Here is a 20182-nt window from a genome sequence, read left to right on the forward strand (position 1 = left end):
TTAAACTTTCGTATAAGAAGATGCTATGATAAGTGTTGGACATTCATCCGCACTTCCAGATTTTTCATCAGATTAACCAAAGAAGAGTTATATATTTCTGTCGCCAGCGATAAAAAGTCTTCCTCCGAAGTTTTTTTACGTTGTTCTACAATCATCATTTTTATGATGTTTGGAGCATTATGGGGGAGCGGCATATTTTTCAATTTTATGACCAAATCACTAATCGACTGAGTATTGTTTTCCTCTAATATATTCTGTCCATTCAATTCAGATATGATAACATTTTTCGTAGCATTATCGAGAACAGCAAGCAACTTGTCTAAAAATATTTCTTTAGGCTTTTGTATCAGAGTCCCATTTCTACTTGTCACATTATCTGGAGCTAAGACTGCAACTCTATCTTTGACCACATTTCCAGCAGAAGTTGCGTCTGCCCCCTATGAATGATAGAGTTCCTCAGTTCCCTCATATAATCGACGATGATATTCCCTTCAGAACCTATCTCTTTTTTTATTTTCCTTTCTATCTGAAATTTATCATTGTTGAAGACCACTTTTTTATCTTCAATGTAATCAATAAGGGAAAATATAGACTCAATAAGAACACTATATTGAAACCTTAAATCGTCATGAATCACAGGTGGTCTAAAAGTCTCTATAGTAGCAACAGATTTATTAATTTTTACTAAGTACCAATTTATCGAATTTTTATTTCTTGCATTTATTCATCATCTCCTGATAGTTACTATAGCTAGAGTGTTGCTCCCCAATACCATCAACGATATTTAGATCTCCAATGGCGTAATAATTTACTATAAATATTTTCATGGGTTATCTTACCACAGTCTGTTCTGCCTCATCTTTTATTAATAAAGACTGTTATTTGCAACATCCATAATTAGTACATACACGACTGTCAGAAGCTATTTTACACCGTTCCGTGAAAAACTACAGCCCATTATCTATCCCTACGAATCCTTTCCCATCTCATTAATATTCATAGCATTGGCAACATTTTTAAGCATCAGTTTTAGTTATGAATATATCGATTCAAATCTAATTAAAGAATGTTTTAAAGCAAAACTATTTTTTTACTTTTGAAACTAACCTTGCCCATAAAGATTGTTTTTTATCCGTCGGTGATGATTTCGCCCATGATGGATTCATAAGATCACTTGGTAATAAATATTTATGATCATCATCATCAACGACTATAGCATTTAGCCTCTCAGCTACTTGCAACATCTTACAATACAGGGCCTCGTCAGGATTCTTAGTTGAAATCCTTCCATCATACCAGCCAAGCCAAGGCTCATCATGTTCACTCTGACCGCTCCATATAGCATAAGAATCACCGTTAACGTTATCTACTGTTAGTTCTTTATCGTCATTAACAAGTTGGAGCCATTCTTCACGGCTTATTGGATCACTTGCGCTATCAAACCAACATTCTGTTCTTACTATGTGAAGTTCCCAGCCCATAACCACCTCCGTGTTTTTGATATAGACACATTATTATACAGAACTCTTATCAGTCAATGAGATCTTCTGGCGAAACCCGGCTACACGCCATTTTTTCAAGCAATCTTTGTGCTCTTTTCATTTTTAACTTAAGTGCTTTTCTCTCACCAATTTCCTGATAGTATTCTTCACGACGTTCGTTGACTATCCTCCTGAACTTTTTCAAAAGCTGCTCCAGTGTTTTCATATCTGTTGTCGCTGCTTCTGTTTGGATTTTTTTATACATATACATTACATGAAATTCATCAATCATTTTTGGCTCCTTGTGTAAAGTATGTTTTCACTGCCATTTTTAGCTTTCAAATCAGGTTTGTTATCAACCCCATAAAGGGGAAGATATACGTTAGAACACATCAACATATTGACTCCGCCAGAACGGTGCAATGCATTTTAGCTAATGCCAGCTTAACCCCTTTAAAATCCACCTCAGCCAGTTTTCCAGCAGCGTTCTTTTTCCATGCTTTTTTCAGAAGATGTTTTTCAGCATTTCTCATCGCCAGTTCGATTAGTTTACAGATAAACTCATGATCCATTACATGCGTTATAATCATATTACTGGTCGTTTTATCCTTCGAGTTAAAAAGCTCCGCATAGATATGCAAGGACACGACATAAAAAATTTCAGTAGATTTATTTTTAAATGCATTCATTTTTATTTCCTCTTTAGTTTAATGTTGGAATAGAAAAATATTTTTAATAGCATCAGCGGTATACACACTTATACACAATCCAAAGCCGTCGAAGATGCTGTTTTACTTTCACATAGTTAACATTCCCGGAGATCCGTTCCACTTTTTGTTCACCACCAGCCCCATAAAAATCGTTCTTTGTTTTTTCGATAATATTTTCAATAACTTCATTCATATCCTCCTTATTTTTCAGTAAGTAGTAGAAATGCGCAGGCTGGTTTCGCAGTCGTTTATTCATATAACGGTTATAACAATACTCAGCTTCTTTGATAAACTGCTCTGTCGTATTAAGTTCTATCTTCATATATTCCCCATTCTTTGTTTAAGATAATAAGAGACCCTGAGCGAAAAAATATCTATTCGCCCGGAAACAGTATTTATGTTTTATGCTGCGTTCTAACGTGAGTTCCGAATGGTAGTTTCAATCCATTCATCTATCTCACTCTCGACAAAAGCGACGCACCGTGGACCTATTTTCACCCTGTCTGGAAAGTTCCCTTCCTTAATACGCTCATATAAGGTAGTGCGACTGAATCCTACCCGATTAAGCACTTCAGGCACCCGGATAAATCGTTTAATGTTATTTTCAGTATTTTCTTTCATTGTCTATCCTCTGTTATTGCGATGAGAACAATAATAACGAATTCGCTTATGACGTTTTAGGGGCGTTCATAAAAGAGTTTTTTGAAAAATATGAAGGGAGATGAACGGAAAGAGGTTCGTTAAGGCTGGATGCGATCACGTTCGCTCACGGCGAACGTAACCCTTTTTACTTGGCTGATTTTTTCTTCTTCTTATCGTCCTCAACATGCTTATCAACAGGTGAGTCTTTTAAGTGATTGTTTTGCATGATGTAATCTTCAAGCGATTTTAGATAGCTTGCATCAGTCAGAAAAGCCATTGCCAGCGGGTAGTCCGTTGCCTTTAGCATTCCTTCGTCACGATCGTTGTCGCTGTCTTCATGAAGTAGTGAAGAAATCAGCGAAAGCGGGATTTTGACGCCATTGTCCTCACTCCAGAAAATCAGGTCCATCATCGGAATAAGACGATATTCAATAATTTTTCTGAACGTGCTTTTACCGAAACGATACTCCCGTTCCGCAGGAGCTTTCATCTTTAGCTGCCTCTTCCATTGCGGGATCAGCACTTTCAGATGTTCAATGATTTCTTCGGTTGATGCCTCTTCCAGATGTATATCGACCGTAATACGCGAAAGGTTATTAAGGGATGTCTCTTTTAGATACTCTGACAGAAATTCGGATTCGCTTAACGCGGAAAGCTCAGGAGTGGCTTCGGTTAATGCCAGCGTTTTCGCATAAAATTGCGCGTGGCTTCGTGTCGTAGGGTTTACCGCATAGGTTCTGGCAAGCTCATGTCCAAGAGTGGCAGTATCACCGCTGAAAAAGATTTCGCCTCGCAAAATTTTATAACGGTAGTCATCCAGCAATAATCGATTAAAGGTTGGTATGGTATTCCGGCTCAACAACATCCTGTAGGCCAAGATACGCCGCTCAATCTCCACATAAAACTGTTGAAGGCTTAGCTTCTCTATCGCCTCATAGCGTTCAACATCAAACCATGCTTCCAGTGCTTTCCTGATTTCACTTCTTTTCATCCATCCTCCTGCGATCCATTACGCTCTCTTTAGCTGTTTTAACCGACAGAACAATCGGTTGGCCAGTAAACCATCAGCGCAATACGTTTGGGCTACAGGGTCCCATGCTGATATGTCGCTTTACCTGCTCGGAGTATGTTAGAGGGCTTAACGCGGGGAGGATTGTTCCCTGATTTCTTCACAGAGCACGGTTTGAAATGGTTTTGCCCTCACCTGAAAGATGAGTGTCTGAAAGGATTTCTAGTGAGAAAGGACGGATTTTAGATGTAAAAAAAGCCCGTATAAACGGGCTTTTTTTGTACCACTTTATGCATCATAAAATCAAAACCATTCTTCAAGTTATTGATTTTATTACTAATTTGGCGGAAGCGTAGAGATTCGAACTCTAGAACCCTTTCGGGTCGCCGGTTTTCAAGACCGGTGCCTTCAACCGCTCGGCCACGCTTCCAATGAGGCGCACTATAAACACCTCCGTTCGGACTGTAAAGCACGATTTTATTCAACCGCCTTAAAAATAAACAAAATCGTGCTATTCGCCTGAAATTCAGGCGGTTTGCGCAGAATTTCAGCGAAAAACACCGCCTCTGCGTTAGTGTTTTTTGATGTACATATCTTTGGTGTAGTAATACCCCAGCTTGTCAGGCATGAACCCACCCACCCACGGCTTCACCAGGTGTGTGCGCACATAGTGATAAACCGGAACGGCAGGTACATCCTGCCCCAACATATCCTCGGCCTGCTGGTAGAACTTACCCCGGGTCGCCGCATCGGCTGCTTTGGCCGCATTGTGCAGAGCCTCATCGTAGGCAGGATTGCTGTATTGGGTGGTGTTTTCACTATCGCCAGTACGGAAGTTATTAAGGAAAGTCGCCGCGTCATCATAATCGGCAATCCACGAATAGCGCACAGCGTCAAAATTATGCGTATGCATGGTATCGAGCATGGTCTTCCACTCCTGGTTTTGCAGCTTAACCTCAACGCCAAGATTCTTTTTCCACATCGAACTGGCAGCAATGGCAATTCTCTGGTGCGATTCCGAAGTGTTGTAGAGCAGATTAAACACCAGTGGATGGGCCTCATTATAGCCCGCCTCATTCAGTAGCTTTTTCGCCTCAGCAATACGTTTATCGCGCGGCCAGCTGGCGTACTCCGGGTTTTGCAGTTTGACCCCTCCAACTTCCGGCTGACTGATAAGCCACGCCGGACGCTGTCCCTGCCCCAGCACCTTCTCGGCGATAATATCTTTGTCGAGCGCCATATTCAGCGCACGACGTACACGGGGATCGTTAAACGGCGGACGGGTAGTATTGAACTCGTAATAGTAGGTTGCCAGCTGCGGCGAAACATCCAACTGATTGCCAATGGTTTTCTTAAGCTGGGCAAACTGATTAATCGGGACGGTATATACAATGTCGATCTCACCCGCTTTATAGCGGTTCACATCGGCAGCTTCGGAACTTATCGGCAAATATGTCACCTTATTGATAACGGTATGTGCATTGTCCCAGTAGCGCGGATTGCGCTCGGCCACGATGCGCTCATTCACTACCCAAGTTGAGAGCTTATAGGGACCGCTGGTCACCATATGCTCCGGCTTAGTCCACTTATCGCCATAACGCGCGATGAGCACTTTATCGAGTGGAACCATCGAAGGGTGTGCCAGCATTGCCAGGAACGCCGCATTCGGCTGATTCAACGTTACCTCAAGAGTCGTGTCATCAATGGCTTTCACCCCCAGCGTCTCGGGCGTTTTTTGCCCTCGCGCGATCTCCGCAGCGTTGACGATATGAATGTTGCCAGGATAACTCGCATAAGGGGAAGCGGTAAGCGGTGAGACCAGGCGCTGCCAGCTCCAGACAACATCCTGCGCGGTGATTGCCGAACCGTCGGACCAGGTCACTCCTGGGCGTAAATGAAATGTCCAGATGGTGTTATCCTTATTTTCCCATTTTTCCGCCAGTCGAGGCTGGATCTCCCCCGCCGGTGAAACGCTAACCAATCCTTCAAAGAGATCGCTGAGGATATTAAACTCAACGTCACTTTCGACTTTATGCGGATCCAGCGATGATGGCTCGCTACCGTTATTTCTGACTAACTCCTGTTTCTCTGCCAATACCGTTCCCGGCGGCACCTGGGCGGCCAGCGCTGGGATTGCCATTGAGAACAGGCCGACCGCCAGTAGCACACGTGTGATGTGATTATATTTTTGTGATTTCATATCCCTTGCCTTTATTACGTTTGGTTTGTACCCTCTCCAGACTTAGTCGCAGAATGGAGATAACACAATATTTTTCAGTTACTTATCAGATTTAGATCTAATTCTTCAAACTGAACATACGAACATGCTATTCACGTGATATTTTACGGAATAATATGCTATATAAAGCCGTTCAGGGCTAAGTAAAGATGGGTAAAAGCACTATGGCTTCAGCTCTGCTTTTTTTATGCTTGGTTATTAATTACATCTGTCATAAGAGAGTGACTCATGGATCGTATAATTACATCGTCGCGTGACCGTTCATCGCTGCTCAGCACGCACAAAGTTCTGCGAAACACCTATTTCCTGCTTAGCCTGACGCTGGCATTCTCCGCCATTACGGCGACGGCCAGCACAGTGCTAATGCTACCTTCTCCGGGTCTGATTTTGACGCTGGTCGGTATGTATGGCCTGATGTTCCTGACCTATAAAACAGCGAATAAGCCGGTAGGTATTCTGTCGGCATTCGCCTTTACTGGCTTCCTGGGTTATATCCTGGGGCCAATGCTTAACGCTTACCTGTCTGCGGGCATGGGCGATTTGATTGGTCTGGCGCTGGGCGGTACCGCTCTGGTGTTCTTCTGCTGCTCAGCATATGTGCTGACCACGCGCAAGGATATGTCCTTCCTTGGCGGGATGCTGATGGCGGGCGTGGTGGTCGTACTTATCGGTATGGTCGCCAATATTTTCCTGCAGTTACCGGCTCTGCATCTGGCGATCAGCGCGGTGTTTATCCTGATTTCTTCAGGTGCCATCCTGTTTGAGACCAGTAACATCATCCGCGGCGGTGAAACCAACTACATCCGTGCGACCGTTAGCCTGTACGTCTCGCTGTACAACATCTTCGTCAGCCTGTTGAGCATCCTTGGCTTCGCCAGCAGAGACTAACCTTTTCCCCGGCTGTTCCGAGGCCCCGCTTATGCGGGGCCTTATTTTTTGCTACACTGCCGCCAGTTTCAGCAGTATGTGAAAAATTATGTTTATCTTCGAAGACAATGAAATTGAGACCGATAACGACGGTTATCTGAAAGATACCACCCAGTGGAATGAAGCGATGGCGATAGTTATCGCTGATCAGGAAGGGATTACTCTGTCCGCCGAACATTGGGAAGTGGTGCGCTTTGTGCGCGACTTTTACCTGGAGTTCAACACTTCACCGGCCATTCGTATGCTGGTGAAGGCAATGGCGAACAAGTTTGGCGAAGAGAAAGGCAACAGCCGCTACCTTTATCGTCTGTTCCCGAAAGGCCCGGCTAAGCAGGCGACAAAAATTGCCGGGCTGCCCAAACCGGTCAAATGTATCTAATACAGAATGGCGAATTTTAGCCACTCTCTGGTGGGTTGATGGGGTTCTGTCAGCACTCTGTCGACCCGCGCGCTGCGTGGCCCACCGGCCTTCAGCCAGTCAATCAACTTATCCACCTGCTGAGATTCGCCACAGGCGAGAACCTCTACGCCACCGTCATCAAGATTACGCGCATAACCCGTTATCCCGAGCCGTAGCGCTTCACGCTGGGTTGAATAGCGAAAGCCGACGCCCTGAACGGAACCGTATACCCACGCCATCGTGCAAACCGTTGCCATTTTCTCTCTCCTTTCCGGCCAATGACTCAATACTGAGGATAGCAAATTCTTTCAACGTACATGCTTGGGCAATACGCCATAATGTTGGCGAAAACGAGCGGTAAAGCGCGACCCGCACAGGTAGCCGCTGTTTAGCGCAATTTCACCAATGGGCCGCGACGTCGACTGTAATTGTCCCAGCGCGTAGGCCATACGCACCTCTTCCACTATCTGGCGAAAGCTCCGGGACTCCTGTTGTAGGCGGCGGCGCAACGTCGATTCGCCCAGAAATAGCATTTTAGCGACTTTCGCCACACTCCACGTCTCGGCTGGCGACAGCATAATAATTTGCCTGACCTGACCGGTTAGATCCTGCTGCCGCTCGTTGAGCAAGGGTCCGGCGTATCCTGCCTGATACAGCGCCAACAGCAATCCCATTGCCTGATGATGCTGTAACTGGGCGGAAAGCCCTCCACGTACTGCCTGCAGGACGTTCTGCCACATAAACGTCAGTTCCGGGGCCAGCGGCACGCACAGCGACGTCAGACGTCCGATCTGCGGCTCGCTCATATAGAGAGCCTTAAAATCCGCCAGCAGTTCAGGAGTTAATGAAAGAAGATCGGAGCAAAACAGTCCGTTTTCCGGCTGATTAATCACTTCAAGCTCAACATCGGCAGGCAGAATAATCAGCTGCTGCGGCGTCGCCAGCATCTGGCTGGCTCCCTGCATAATCACCTTACTGCCGCGGTTTACCCGACATAGTGCAGGTGAAAACAGCGTGACGCGGTGCAGCTTGCATAATCGCCGGGTGGTGATTTCCGACGCCGTTAAAGTATTATGCTGAAAATTGATACGCCGCATCAGGCTACCCTTATTTGTTTATCGCCCAGCCATCGCTGTTAATTCCGCGCTGGCGATTACGTGGCTATGCAACATAAAACCGACTAACGCTCCGCTAGCCTGGGCATCAATAGGTAATGTCGGCGTATCAAGCGCCCACACCGTAAAGCGATAGCGATGTGGTTTATCCCCGGCAGGTGGACACGCGCCGCCAAAACCCGCATAACCAAAGTCATTACGCCCTTGTACCGCTCCAGCTGGCAGTTTAGCGTTATTTTTGTCACCAGCGCCAGCAGGCAAACTCGCCACCTGTTCGGCGATATTGACGACCGTCCAGTGCCACCAGCCGCTGCCAGTTGGTGCATCCGGGTCGTAAGCGGTCACTGCAAAACTGCGGGTACCCGCAGGCGCATTTTTCCAGGCGATTTGCGGCGAGATATTTCCGCCTGAGCAGCCAAAGCCGCCAAACCAGTGCGCCTGCGCCAAAGTCGCACCTTCGCGCATATCCGCACTGCTGACGCTAAAGGGGGCGGCAATCACCACGCCGCTCATCATAGACATTATCGCTGCCGCTAATGTTAATTCTGTTTTCATTGTGTTTTCCTCCATGCGTGAGGAAAGTACTGTAAGATCCTGGCGTGATTTTTATTGTGCCAAAGCGCCTGTGTTTTGTGCCGAAACGCTCACCTGTCAATACCGGTGGAATGGTGCTTGCATCGGCCACTTGTGCTAACCTACGCGCCATTTTTCGGTGCCGACATCTCCGTTGCTTAAAGGTAGCCCCATGACAGATTCCGTTTTCCCCCGCTTAGTGTTAACCAAAGGACGCGAGAAATCCCTGCTGCGTCGCCATCCATGGATTTTCTCCGGTGCTGTCGCCCGGATGGAAGGTAAAGCCCGTTCCGGTGAAACCATCGATATCGTTGATTCGCAGGGAAAATGGCTGGCCCGTGGGGCGTTCTCTCCTTCTTCACAGATCCGCGCCCGCGTCTGGAGCTTTGATCGCGATGAAGCCATCGATAACGCCTTCTTCGAACGTCGCCTGCAGCAGGCGCAGACCTGGCGCGAGTGGCTGGCGGCCCGCGACGGCCTTGATAGCTATCGTCTGATTGCCGGTGAATCCGACGGACTGCCGGGCGTCACCATCGACCGTTTTGGCGACTTTTTTGTTCTGCAACTGCTGAGCGCCGGTGCGGAATATCAGCGTGCGCCTATCGTTAGCGCGCTGCAAACGCTGTTCCCGAACTGCTCTATCTACGATCGCAGCGACGTCGCGGTGCGCAAAAAAGAGGGTTTGGATCTGGCGCAGGGGCCGGTCGTCGGCGAACTGCCGCCTGCCCTGCTGCCGATTACCGAACATGGTATGCAGCTGTTGGTGGACATCCAGGGCGGTCACAAAACCGGCTATTACCTCGACCAGCGCGACAGCCGTCTGGCGACGCGTCGCTATGTTGCGGATAAACGTGTGCTGAACTGCTTCTCCTATACCGGCGGTTTTGCCATTTCCGCGTTGATGGGTGGCTGCAGTCAGGTGGTCAGCGTTGACACCTCACAGGAAGCGCTGGACGTCGCAAAACAGAACGTTGAGCTGAATAAGCTGGATCTGTCGAAAGCAGAATTTGTCCGTGATGATGTCTTCAAGCTGCTGCGCAAATATCGCGATCAGGACGAGAAGTTCGACGTTATCGTGATGGATCCGCCGAAGTTTGTTGAAAACAAAAGCCAGCTGATGGGCGCCTGTCGCGGCTATAAAGACATCAACATGCTGGCGATCCAGTTGCTGAACCCCGGCGGCGTGCTGCTGACCTTCTCCTGCTCCGGCTTGATGACCACCGATTTATTTCAGAAAATCATCGCCGATGCCGCTCTGGATGCCGGGCGTGATGTACAATTTATAGAACAGTTCCGTCAGGCTGCCGATCACCCGGTGATTGCAACCTACCCGGAAGGGCTGTATCTGAAAGGGTTTGCCTGTCGCATCATGTAAGTTGAAAAGTGGAGAATCTGCCCGCATATAGCAGGTAATCACGTTTCCCAGGAGGTGCTTATGATAGCCAGCAAATTCGGTATCGGCCAACAGGTTCGCCACACGCTCCTGGGTTACCTGGGCGTCATTGTGGATGTCGATCCGGAGTACTCGCTCACAGAGCCAGAAGAGGACGAAATCGCCGCTAACGACGAACTGCGCATGGCTCCCTGGTATCACGTGGTTATGGAGGATGATGATGGGCAGCCGATTCATACTTACCTTGCGGAAGCGCAGCTTAGCAGCGAACTCAGCGACGAACACCCTGAACAACCCTCAATGGATGAGCTGGCGAGAACGATTCGTCAGCAGCTTCAGGCGCCAAGATTGCGTAACTGATCTAAAATCTAAAAACCCGTGCTGCGGGTTTTTTATTGTCTGTCATTTTATTACGGTATCTGCCAGCGCCTGGCAAATCAGACTGTTGAACTGTCCGTCACGCTGCTGTTTCTCAGTCCAGCGGGTATTAGCCAGCTTCATTTCACGGGAAATACCTGCGCTGGTTTGTGCTAACTGTTGAAAAAATGGCCGCAGCATCTTTCCCCCTGGCAGCGACTGGAGTTTAAACACCGGGCTGCCATCAACATAGCGATATGCCGGCACCTTATTCGGCAAGATTATCGCCGGGAAAGCGTGCTGTGCGTAGCTAGCCCAGAAGGCCGCCGCATTATAGCCACGGGAAAAGTTACTCTCGCAAGCAGGAAGTTCAGCTAACGGCGCGATTCTTTTTTCTGCGGGCCTGAACGCATTTTCCATCCAGCGCGCCATCCCTTCCAGATACCATTTTTGTTTAAACACCGCGTAGCCGTACTGGTACAAATGGAAAAGCTCGTGGGCAGGGGTAACGTTACGTGCGGGCTGTAGCGCAGCGTTAAGCACAATTTTTAATCCGCAGGGAAGCACAGTGCCATCGTTCATGGTTTCCGCCGCTACGCGATCGAAGGCCAGACCGTTGCCTTTAGGGAGAGTCAGCAGGTAGATATTAATCTGCCGGGCCTGGGCGTAGATCTTCTGCTGCAGCGGTGAATGTAACCCCAGCAGCGTAGTATAAAGATATTGCGCCGCCTGGAGCTGGCTTCCGATATCCGTTATCACATCCGGCACGCCACCCCCGAGGCTATCCTGCGGATATTGCAGGGCATCCTTACCCTGCAGGCTGTAGTAAATATGAAAATCATCCACCACGTGCACTTTTTCCAGTCGATGCTCGTGGAGCAAAGCACCGGGCACGCAGCGGGAAACCTGCAGCACATCGCGGGCCGCAAGCGGCGAGCAGCAGCAGGATGCCAGCAGAAGCGCGATGATTCGCCTCATCGCGCTTCTGAACGAAATCGAAGAGGACGGCTATCCAACGTTAGCCTCCCGACCAGTACCGACCAACGGTTCCTCATCATCAACGATCAACCGCTCGCTTGCCTGCTGCCATGCCGCCCAGCGCCTGGCAATGGCGCTGGCGTAATAGCGCTGAGCGTTACTCAGCGCAGCTTGCTGCATACTTTGCTGCAACGCTTTGTCGGAGATGACTTTTATCAACGCCGCCGCCAGAGCGTCTTCATCACCGCAGGGCACCAAAATCCCGGCCTGCCTGTCCTGCAGGATATCGCGTGGACCGTATTTAATCGCAAAACTAATCAGCGGCGTGCCGTAGGCCATCGCTTCAACGGCAGAAATAGACTGCCCCTCCTGGGTCGAGCAAAGCACCGTGCAGCAGGCCGCTTTATGCACCAGGGCGATATCCGATGTAAAGCCGTTAATATGGATCACCTGCTCAAGCCCCCACTCCGCCACCTGCGCACTTAAGTTGCGCCGCAGCGGCCCAACACCATAGGTATGCAGCTGCGCGCCAGGGATCGCCGCCACCACCTGGCGAAACGCGCTCAACAGCAAGGTATGCTGTTTCTCCTCTGAATAACGCGCCAGGTAGATCACCGTTTGTGAAGGAATTTTCTGTGGGGCCGCAGGGATATTGCTGTTATCCAGGTGGTTTGGAATCACCGCCATTTGCTTGTGCGGGAACCCTTCTTGTTGCAAGTCTTGCCACTGTTCATCGGTCAGGATAATCAGCGTATCCACAAGATCCGGTTGTTGCAGAATATGCCGGTACGAGCTTTTCAGCTCGCCGTTGGACAACTGGTGATGAGAGTGGATGATAGCGCTCAGCGAGCACGTCATACGCTGGGCTGGGCGCGAGCAGACAAAGTTTTTCCACGTTTTATTCTTATCGACAATAAAGTGCCAGCCCCCTCTTCCCGCCAGCATGGTTTCCAGCATCCAGGAGAAAAATGCTTCCTCTTGCGCAAAGCGTTTTATTTCACCGTTTGCCAGCGCGATTTCAAGATGGCTTAGCTGCACATTGGCCTTTTTTTCGTCATAGAATTTGCGCAAAAGAATATTCCCCGCGCTATCAAGATAATCCTCAATGATATTTCCCTGAGGACGCTGCAGATAATTGTTTTTACCCACTGGCAGATCCGCACAGGGATTTACAGCGTGCCTGAGTTCAATATTGCCCGCTAACGGTGCCAGCGCGGTGAGTATCTTCATCTCCCGGCAGTCATTTAACCACTGATAAATATTATAAACCGGCACCTCTTCGGGTAGCGCGCCGCGAGCTTTCAGCGCTTTTACCGTTTTCGGTAACGCGGGATCCCACGTCGTGGTAATCAGCCACGGTACGGTGTGCAGATGTTCGGTAAACAGCTTCGCCCGGCGCATAGCCGCCACTTCGATACCATTGCCAACATCGCGCAGCATCTCCAGCAGGAAAACAGGGGTCGCATTATTCGACGGCAATGCGTCGTCCTGCTGGAGCGGCGGCTTTTTTGCCGCTAAATGATATTTCTGATAAGCAATAAAACCGGAAAGATAGTGCTCCACATCATCAATTCGCACGCGATAGCTGTGGTGGCGAATAAAGAAGCTGTTGACGATCCGCGCGGGGTTTTTAAAGAACATCGCCAGTTCGGGCCAGAAAAAGCCGTTCAACAGATAGCGGGCGCGGGTTTCCAGCGCCTGCCAGAACTTCTGCTGGTCAAAATCATTCAGCAAATGCCGATGCTCCGGCGACGCATCCAGCCGGGTCACCATTTCAGACGCCGCCATCATGAGTTCAAGCAGCGTAGGATAGGTGGTGACGCGATGGAGCACGAAATCAAGATGATCGCGCACGTTGCTCAGGCCAAAGCGGAAGTACTTCTCTTCCGGGCGAAAGCGGGTCAACTCGTTGACGCAGTAGCTCAGCCAGTGATCGTGATGCTGCCAGTGTTTATTTTTAATGAAGTACGCGAAGGCTTTTTCCACCATCTCCAGCCACTGCGGTTCTTTGGTCAGGCCGTACAGGCGCATTAAGGCAAAAGCGGCTTCACCATCGTAATAGATGATGCGGAATTTGGCTTTCAGCGAGAGATCTTTGCTGTTCAGTACATGGGCAAACTCACCGCTGAGCGAATCCTGCATAAACGCAAGCCCGGTCGCCAGCTGTGCCATCAGTGGCAGATATTGCCTGTCCCCAGTGACTTCGGTGTATTTCACCAGCGCCAGAACGCTGACGGCGTTGCCGCCGAGTTTGATCTCATCGCCAGTGTCGCAGAGAAATGCGGCCTCGCGGCCATCGTCCAGCGTGCGGACTTCAATCAGGTGACTCACCAGATACGCAATCGCCCGGTCTATCGCCTCACGCACCGCAGGCTGGCGCGTGGCCTCCCAGCCTTCAATCAGCGAATAGGTGGAACTGGCATGGCGCAGCGCGTTATAAGAGCGAACTGGCCGGTCGAAACAGGGAAACCAGCCGTAATGATAGAGGCCGTCTTTCTTCACCTGGCGGGCTAAATAATCAGTGCCTTTTTTAATCACCTCGCCCAGGTACTCATCCTGCCAGTTTTCACCAATCGCGCGATAGCCGGAGCCCCGCCCGTCATGTTCAATCACTTTTGCGCCAAAGCGATCGCAGAAGACGCCCTGAGTTTTGAAACGCCAGAAAGGCTGTTGCGGGTCTTCTGGCCAGTTGAGCTCTTGTTTAAACCGCCGCTGGGCGTAGTTTTGCAGATTAACGCTATTCGGCGCGACCACGCCGTTATCACCATCATAAAGCAGCGCGTTTCCGGCAATCTCTTGTTCGAGCATTGCGCAGCTAAACTGCGGGTCAAAAGAGAGGCCGAAGCGGAAATAGTTGCGCTTGGTAATGAGGAACTTTTCACTGAGCGATTGCCAGCTCAGCTTTTCAACGCTGTCCACCACGTCGACGCGCAGCCATTGCGGCTCGTTGCCTTGTTTCTTACGCCACGCTTGCAAGGCCCGGGCCCCTGACAGCCAGGCGAGATCAAAGCTGGTTCCTGTCGCTATGTGCACATGCGCGCGCTCTCTACCATCGCTGACGCTAAAGAAGATAACCCATGCCGGATAATCAGAGGGCAATGCGGCGGATGTTAATTTTTTGGCCTGAAAGCAGGCATGTTGTAGTAAATCGCTTAGCGCCATCTTTCCCTCTCCGTATATTCAAAACTGCATTGCATGTTTAAAAAATTATTATTAGTGACTGCCGATAAACCCGTTTTGGATATTGCACCACATTATTGTCGGGTGGCGGCTTACGCCTTACCCGGCCTACGAAAACTGCATTGCGCGCTATTTCCCCGGAGGCGGTGCTGCCGCACCTGTCCAGGCTACCGGCCAGCAGACGGCTGTAAACCCGTAGCCCGGTCAGCGCAGCGCCACCGGGAAGAGGTTCGCACTTTAATTAGCGTTCCCTTAAAGCTTCTTTCGCCCGATTAAACGGTTTAACCAGATAATCCATCACCGTTTTTTCACCGGTCTTAATATCGACGGTGGCAATCATCCCTGGACCAATTAAAAAGCGTTTGCCGTGTTTATTTTCCAGGTAATCGTGATCGGTGCGAATAAACACCCGATAGTAGTAAATATCCGGTTTGGCCTCATCCTGGGTCGTGTCCGGTGAGATAGTTTCCACCACACCTTCCAGCGCACCGTAGATGGCATAATCATAGGCGGTAATTTTTACCAGCGCCTGCTGATCGGGATGAATAAACGCGATATCGCGCGGTGAGATCCGTGCTTCAATTAATAAACGTCCGTCAATGGGGACAATTTCCATTAACTCACCGTTGGGCGCAATAACCCCACCAATCGTGTTGACCTTGATATTTTTAACAATCCCCTGCACCGGCGAACGCACCGTTAAGCGGGTGACCGAATCGGCGCGGCCTTTAATCACTTCCGCCAGGCTGGCGACGTCGGCATTGGCTTTTGATAGCTGTTCACGAGCGTCAACAAAATAGCGCGTATTGATATCAATCTTTTTAAAACCAATATCCGCCACTTGCTGGCGCAGGCGCAGCACTTCAACATTGCTCGCCGCTCCGGTTTTTGCCAGCTTTTCGGTAATGGCCAGTTCGCTATTGACCAGCTTCAGCGATTCATCCAGTTGACGCGTGGATTTGATCAGCTGATCCTTACGGCTATGGTACAGGCGGGTCTCTTCCGCCAACAGCGCAGGCCACGCTTTCAGCGTGTCGGGAAACACCAGCGGCTGGTTGTTAACCTCAGCGGTTAAGCGAATGCTGGCGGCCAGCGAAGCGCGGTATTTCGCCTGGCTTTCGCCCACGTTAGATTCACTGCGGGTCGGGTCAAGACGAGCCACTACCTGCCCGGCTTTAACCTTGCTGCCTTCCCGCACGTTCAGCTCGGTTAAAATACCGCCATCGAGAGTCTGTATCACCTGCTCGCGGGAGCTGGGGATCACTTTGCCGGTGCCCGTGGAGACTTCGTCCAGCACCGCGAACCATGCCCAGACGCCACCGACGAGTAGCATCATTGCCAATACCAAAATTAACCGACGCGATTTTACGATCTTCGCTTCATCTTCTTCGCTATCCGGCAGCAACGCTACCGGGTCGTTATCAGTCAGCGCTGGTAACACCACATTGCCCGGCTTATTCATATATTCACCACCTGAGCACGAGCTTTCTCTTGTTCAAAAACAGTTGCTTTCGGTTTATCCAGCGCCAGCTGTCCGTCCTGAATAACCAGAATCCGGTCAACAATATTGAGGACTGCGGCTTTATGGGTGGCAATAATCATCGTTCTCTCTCCAGCCCATTGCGCCAGCTGATCCACAAAGGCTTTTTCCGTGCGCTCGTCAAAAAACGAGGTCGGTTCATCGAGCAGGATGATGTTCGGGTCACGCAGCAGCGTTCTTGCGAGCAGCAGTGACTGCCGCTGACCACCGGAAAGCCCTAGCCCGCCCTCCATAATGACGTGTTCAAGACCAAGGGGTAGTTTGCGCACAAACTCCAGCGCGCCGCACAAAGTCAGCAGCGAGAAGATTTCATCATCGGTCGCTGCCGGGCGTCCGAGCATCAGGTTTTCGCGTAGCGTGCCATGGAACAGACGCGCTTCCTGAGTCAACAAGGTGGTGTTGCGGCGAATATCCGCAAGATCGATCTGCGGCAGGCTCAGGTCATCCAGGCGCAGCTCGCCGGAAGCCAGTTCGACGTTGCCCATCATCGCCTGTAACAAGGTTGATTTACCGGCACCTATACGCCCGAGAATGGCGATTTTCTCTCCGGCTTTAATTGATAATTGGTTAATGCGCAGGGGGACAGTGGCATCGTTAAGGCTATAGCGAAATTCCGCCTGACGAAACTCGTAGTTGCCGTGCAGCACAGCACGATGAACGCGGGGTTCGTCCTGGCCGCCTTCCACCGGTAGCGCCATCAGATTGTCGAGGCTGGCTTTCGCCGTTTTCACCTGCTGCCAGCGGGCAAGTACGCCGCACAGCGCGGTCATCGGCGCCACCATGCGGGTCGATAACATTGATGCCGCCACCATCGCCCCTGTGGTGATATCGCCGCTAATCACCAGCGGCGCACCGACCACCACCACCACGGCATAGAGCAGGTTTTGTACCGACATTCCCCAGCTCACCAGGCCGTGAGTCAGCTTGCGCGTTTTGACACCGGACTCGGCGGTAATGGCGATATAGCTATTCCACTGATGCAGAAAGCGGCTTTCCGCCTGCATCATTTTGATGTCCTGCAGGCCCTGAATACTTTCCACCAAAATTGCGTTACGCAAAGTGTTTTCGTGTTGGTTCTTATTTGCCAGCGCGGCAAGCTTACGCTGCAATAACAGACCGGGAAGGATCATCAGTAGCGTCGCCACTGGCGCAATCCAGCTCAGCCACGGCGAGACAATAAATAGCACCACCTGGAAGAGTAAAAAGAACGGCAGGTCCGCAACGATAGTCATCATCGTTGAGGTCATCATTTCGCGCACCTGCTCCAGTTCCCGGATCTGCGAAATAAAACTCCCGGTCGAACGCGGCACCGCACTATTTTTCAGACGTAGCGCGTGACCGAAAACCCGGTCCGATACGCGAATATCCCCACGTTTACCAAGCAGGTCGGTCACGTGCCCGCGCATGATCTTCAACGCAAAGGCAAATATCGCCGCCAGCACCACGCCGCTGAACAAGACATATAAGGTGGGATAAGATTGCGCCGGGATCACCCGGTCATAAACCTGCATCGAAAAAAGAATGCCGCTCAGCGCAAGAACGTTAATAGCGAACGAAGCCAGCATCACGTGCATATAGGGGCGAATATCTTTCAGAACGATCTTTCGCAGCCAGTCCGGCTGGAAGCGGGTCAAATAGCTTTCGCTGCGAATGTCCTTTTCCGGCGCCGACGGGCGAAAAGCAATAGTTTGTTCTATTTCCGGCAGCAGGGTTTCCAGCGGGCAATAGCTGAGCAGCGAAAGCTCTTTCACAAACCGCACTCCGACCGCATTGTTCACGTCAAAGCTTTCAATGACCGCAATCTGCCCATCGCGAAGCTGAATGACAAGCGGCAGACGCCAGGCCGACATTCGCTGGTCGGTAGTGGATAAAAACTGGCAGTTTAGCCCTGCGTGACGCGCCAGATGCCGGAGCGCCTCCGGTAGGGTCTTCTGCGTTGCCCACTCGGCGGCGGCATGCAGCGTTCCGGGTGAAAAGCTTTGCCGGTAGTGGTTAGCGATAAAGGCGATGGCATTGGCCCAGTCGAGCAAATGCGGCACCCCTTCGCGTTCATTTTGAGTGGTCATGGGCGGATCTCCACGCCCTGGATATTTTGATTTTCCAGCGCGAACACCGTGCGCATCTTGCCAGTACTAAACAGGCAGTCCAGTTCAAGGGAGCGCAGTTGCGATTCCGTCAGGACCTGGCTAAATCTGGCCTGGTAAATTTCCTGATCGACGTTGAGCAGATCCAGCAGCGGACGCGAACCCAGCTGGAGATATTGATCCTGGTACAGCGCCCGGGTTTGCTCCCCTAGCTGCTGCTGGCGTTTCTGAATACCCAGCGATTGAGCAAGGTTAACGGCTTCATCGCGAGAAGCGTTGAGTTTCTGGCTGGCGTCCAGTTGCGCAGTTCTAATCGCCGCATTAGCTGCCGCCAGGCCTTGCTGGGCAGCGTCGCGGGAGGCAGTCATCGCCCCCCCCTGATAGATAGGCATCTGAACCTTAACCCAGGCGGAATATTGCGTTTTATTGAGCGCCGCGCTGTTAGCGTAATTGTCGTTAAGGTAGTGCGTGACCTCAGGTTCAAGGGAGATGGTCGGCAGCATTTGCGCGTTGGCGTTATCCAACTGCGCCTGAGCCTGGCCTGCCTGAGCCAGCGCGGCTAATACCGCGGGAACAGAGCGATAATCAATTTTGGCTACCGCGCAAGCGGCATCCATCCCCGGAGGCACCGCATCCGTTACCGTAGCAATACCGCCGATGCCGATATAGGTCGCCAGCGTGGCTTTCCAGCGCTCAAGTGCCGCTCTGTATTGTAAGAGCGTGGATTGCGCTCCTTCCACGCGGGTATCGGTTTGCACGACATCCGATAACGATGACGCACCCGCATCGTTACGCTGGCGAATAAGGTCGCCAATCTGTTTAAGCGAATCAACCTGCGCTTTGGCGATGTCAACCAGCTTTTGGTAGCCCTGTACCTGCACCACCGCCCCAGCGGTATCATGGGCGACCTGGTCGATATTCAGCATGACGATAGCCTGCTGCTGGGCCACGCCGGAGTCCGCAGCCCTGACCGAACTGGAGACTTTGCCGAAGTCGTAGAGCATTTGCGATACCGATACCACCAGTGATGGTGTATATCCGGCATCAGAATAAGAGTTTGTATAACCATTATTCATACCCGCACTAATTTGCGGGTAATATTTGGCTTTCGCCACATCCACCTTTTGTGCCATTTCCTGGAGCTTACTCACCTCCTGAGTAATAGATGGATGCCAGTTGACTGCATTTTTCACCGCTTTATTAATATCAAGCGGGCCGGACATTCGGGTTTGGTTATTAATAATCTCTTCATTGTATCCCGCTATCTGCTGACTGTCGGTTAAACGCTGACTACTAATATCATTCGGCATTAAATATGAGCTTTCTGCATTCACTACAGATGCAGGGTTCAGTGAAATAAATAAGGCGGTATAGCCGCAGGTTATGGCAATCCCTTTTTGTTTAAATAGGCGCATCAAATTTACCCTTCAGAAAGCACACACTGAAAAAACGGATATCATGATTTCCGCATCATTGTTTTTATTAAATGATAGTCTGCTATTTTCCGGTTCATTGCCCGAATTCATTCCTCCGCAATAAAATAACCTCGACAGC

The 20182-nt window shown here is 50.2% G+C and carries 20 protein-coding genes and 1 tRNA gene; 4 read left to right on the top strand and 17 right to left on the bottom strand.

Annotated features, from left to right (window positions below; all coding sequences use genetic code 11):
* Positions 1–23 precede the first annotated feature (23 nt).
* The 9 genes from DA718_RS18165 to DA718_RS18205 all read right to left on the bottom strand — a co-directional run bounded on the left by DA718_RS18165 (position 24) and on the right by DA718_RS18205 (position 6042).
* Complete coding sequence (locus DA718_RS18165) at positions 24–410, bottom strand: hypothetical protein (RefSeq protein ID WP_112215288.1); 387 nt, start codon at positions 408–410, stop codon at positions 24–26.
* 672 nt (positions 411–1082) lie between these two features.
* On the bottom strand, positions 1083–1481 hold the full coding sequence (locus tag DA718_RS18170) for a hypothetical protein (RefSeq protein WP_112215290.1): 399 nt from the start codon (positions 1479–1481) through the stop codon (positions 1083–1085).
* A 49-nt stretch (positions 1482–1530) separates the two neighbouring features.
* Positions 1531–1773: an H-NS family histone-like protein gene (locus tag DA718_RS18175; RefSeq protein WP_112215291.1), complete on the bottom strand. Its 243-nt coding sequence runs from the start codon at positions 1771–1773 to the stop codon at positions 1531–1533.
* A gap of 100 nt (positions 1774–1873) precedes the next feature.
* Entirely contained in the window at positions 1874–2170 is a 297-nt protein-coding gene (locus tag DA718_RS18180; RefSeq protein WP_112215292.1) for a hypothetical protein, read from the bottom strand.
* Positions 2171–2222: 52 nt separating this feature from the next.
* Complete coding sequence (locus DA718_RS18185; RefSeq protein WP_112215293.1) at positions 2223–2513, bottom strand: hypothetical protein; 291 nt, start codon at positions 2511–2513, stop codon at positions 2223–2225.
* 92 nt (positions 2514–2605) lie between these two features.
* Positions 2606–2812 (bottom strand): helix-turn-helix transcriptional regulator, encoded by a 207-nt coding sequence (locus DA718_RS18190; RefSeq protein ID WP_112215294.1) that lies wholly within the window; start codon positions 2810–2812, stop codon positions 2606–2608.
* A 166-nt stretch (positions 2813–2978) separates the two neighbouring features.
* Entirely contained in the window at positions 2979–3824 is an 846-nt protein-coding gene (locus tag DA718_RS18195; protein WP_112215295.1) for a DUF6387 family protein, read from the bottom strand.
* Between the two features lie 360 nt (positions 3825–4184).
* Positions 4185–4272: transfer RNA gene (locus tag DA718_RS18200), tRNA-Ser, on the bottom strand.
* Between the two features lie 141 nt (positions 4273–4413).
* Positions 4414–6042 (bottom strand): ABC transporter substrate-binding protein, encoded by a 1629-nt coding sequence (locus tag DA718_RS18205; protein ID WP_112215296.1) that lies wholly within the window; start codon positions 6040–6042, stop codon positions 4414–4416.
* 267 nt (positions 6043–6309) lie between these two features.
* Between DA718_RS18205 and yccA the strand changes: the two genes are divergently transcribed.
* Both yccA and tusE read left to right on the top strand, forming a co-directional pair.
* Complete coding sequence (yccA, locus tag DA718_RS18210; RefSeq protein ID WP_112215297.1) at positions 6310–6969, top strand: FtsH protease modulator YccA; 660 nt, start codon at positions 6310–6312, stop codon at positions 6967–6969.
* Between the two features lie 88 nt (positions 6970–7057).
* On the top strand, positions 7058–7387 hold the full coding sequence (gene tusE / locus DA718_RS18215; RefSeq protein WP_112215298.1) for a sulfurtransferase TusE: 330 nt from the start codon (positions 7058–7060) through the stop codon (positions 7385–7387).
* On the opposite strand, the gene yccX is transcribed toward tusE, so the two are convergent.
* The 3 genes from yccX to DA718_RS18230 are packed head-to-tail and all read right to left on the bottom strand — an operon-like array spanning position 7384 to position 9078.
* The gene (gene yccX / locus DA718_RS18220; RefSeq protein ID WP_112215299.1) at positions 7384–7665 is read right to left on the bottom strand and encodes an acylphosphatase; all 282 of its coding nucleotides are present in this window, start codon (positions 7663–7665) and stop codon (positions 7384–7386) included. The two genes, tusE and yccX, sit on opposite strands and share 4 nt — an antisense overlap.
* Before the next feature lie 51 nt (positions 7666–7716).
* Positions 7717–8505, bottom strand: coding sequence for a helix-turn-helix transcriptional regulator (locus DA718_RS18225; RefSeq protein WP_112215300.1), 789 nt, complete (start codon positions 8503–8505; stop codon positions 7717–7719).
* A gap of 18 nt (positions 8506–8523) precedes the next feature.
* Positions 8524–9078, bottom strand: coding sequence for a YbhB/YbcL family Raf kinase inhibitor-like protein (locus DA718_RS18230; RefSeq protein ID WP_112215301.1), 555 nt, complete (start codon positions 9076–9078; stop codon positions 8524–8526).
* Between the two features lie 190 nt (positions 9079–9268).
* Between DA718_RS18230 and rlmI the strand changes: the two genes are divergently transcribed.
* Both rlmI and hspQ read left to right on the top strand, forming a co-directional pair.
* Positions 9269–10471: a 23S rRNA (cytosine(1962)-C(5))-methyltransferase RlmI gene (gene rlmI / locus DA718_RS18235; RefSeq protein ID WP_112215302.1), complete on the top strand. Its 1203-nt coding sequence runs from the start codon at positions 9269–9271 to the stop codon at positions 10469–10471.
* Positions 10472–10531: 60 nt separating this feature from the next.
* Positions 10532–10849 (top strand): heat shock protein HspQ, encoded by a 318-nt coding sequence (gene hspQ / locus DA718_RS18240; protein WP_112215303.1) that lies wholly within the window; start codon positions 10532–10534, stop codon positions 10847–10849.
* A 42-nt stretch (positions 10850–10891) separates the two neighbouring features.
* On the opposite strand, the gene DA718_RS18245 is transcribed toward hspQ, so the two are convergent.
* The 5 genes from DA718_RS18245 to DA718_RS18265 all read right to left on the bottom strand — a co-directional run bounded on the left by DA718_RS18245 (position 10892) and on the right by DA718_RS18265 (position 20043).
* A complete protein-coding gene (locus tag DA718_RS18245; protein ID WP_112215304.1) occupies positions 10892–11824 on the bottom strand; it encodes a peptidase in 933 nt (310 codons plus the stop codon).
* Between the two features lie 30 nt (positions 11825–11854).
* Entirely contained in the window at positions 11855–14986 is a 3132-nt protein-coding gene (locus tag DA718_RS18250) for a glycosyltransferase (RefSeq protein WP_112215305.1), read from the bottom strand.
* 259 nt (positions 14987–15245) lie between these two features.
* Positions 15246–16466, bottom strand: a complete 1221-nt coding sequence (locus DA718_RS18255) for a beta-barrel domain-containing protein (RefSeq protein WP_112215306.1) — start codon at positions 16464–16466, stop codon at positions 15246–15248.
* Positions 16463–18610, bottom strand: a complete 2148-nt coding sequence (locus tag DA718_RS18260) for a type I secretion system permease/ATPase (RefSeq protein ID WP_112215307.1) — start codon at positions 18608–18610, stop codon at positions 16463–16465. Before DA718_RS18260 ends, DA718_RS18255 begins: the two co-directional genes overlap by 4 nt.
* Positions 18607–20043, bottom strand: a complete 1437-nt coding sequence (locus tag DA718_RS18265; protein WP_112215308.1) for a TolC family outer membrane protein — start codon at positions 20041–20043, stop codon at positions 18607–18609. The genes DA718_RS18260 and DA718_RS18265 overlap by 4 nt, the downstream gene beginning before the upstream one ends.
* Between the last annotated feature and the right edge of the window lie 139 nt (positions 20044–20182).

The sequence above is a fragment of the Klebsiella huaxiensis genome (assembly GCF_003261575.2).
Classification (GTDB): domain Bacteria; phylum Pseudomonadota; class Gammaproteobacteria; order Enterobacterales; family Enterobacteriaceae; genus Klebsiella; species Klebsiella huaxiensis.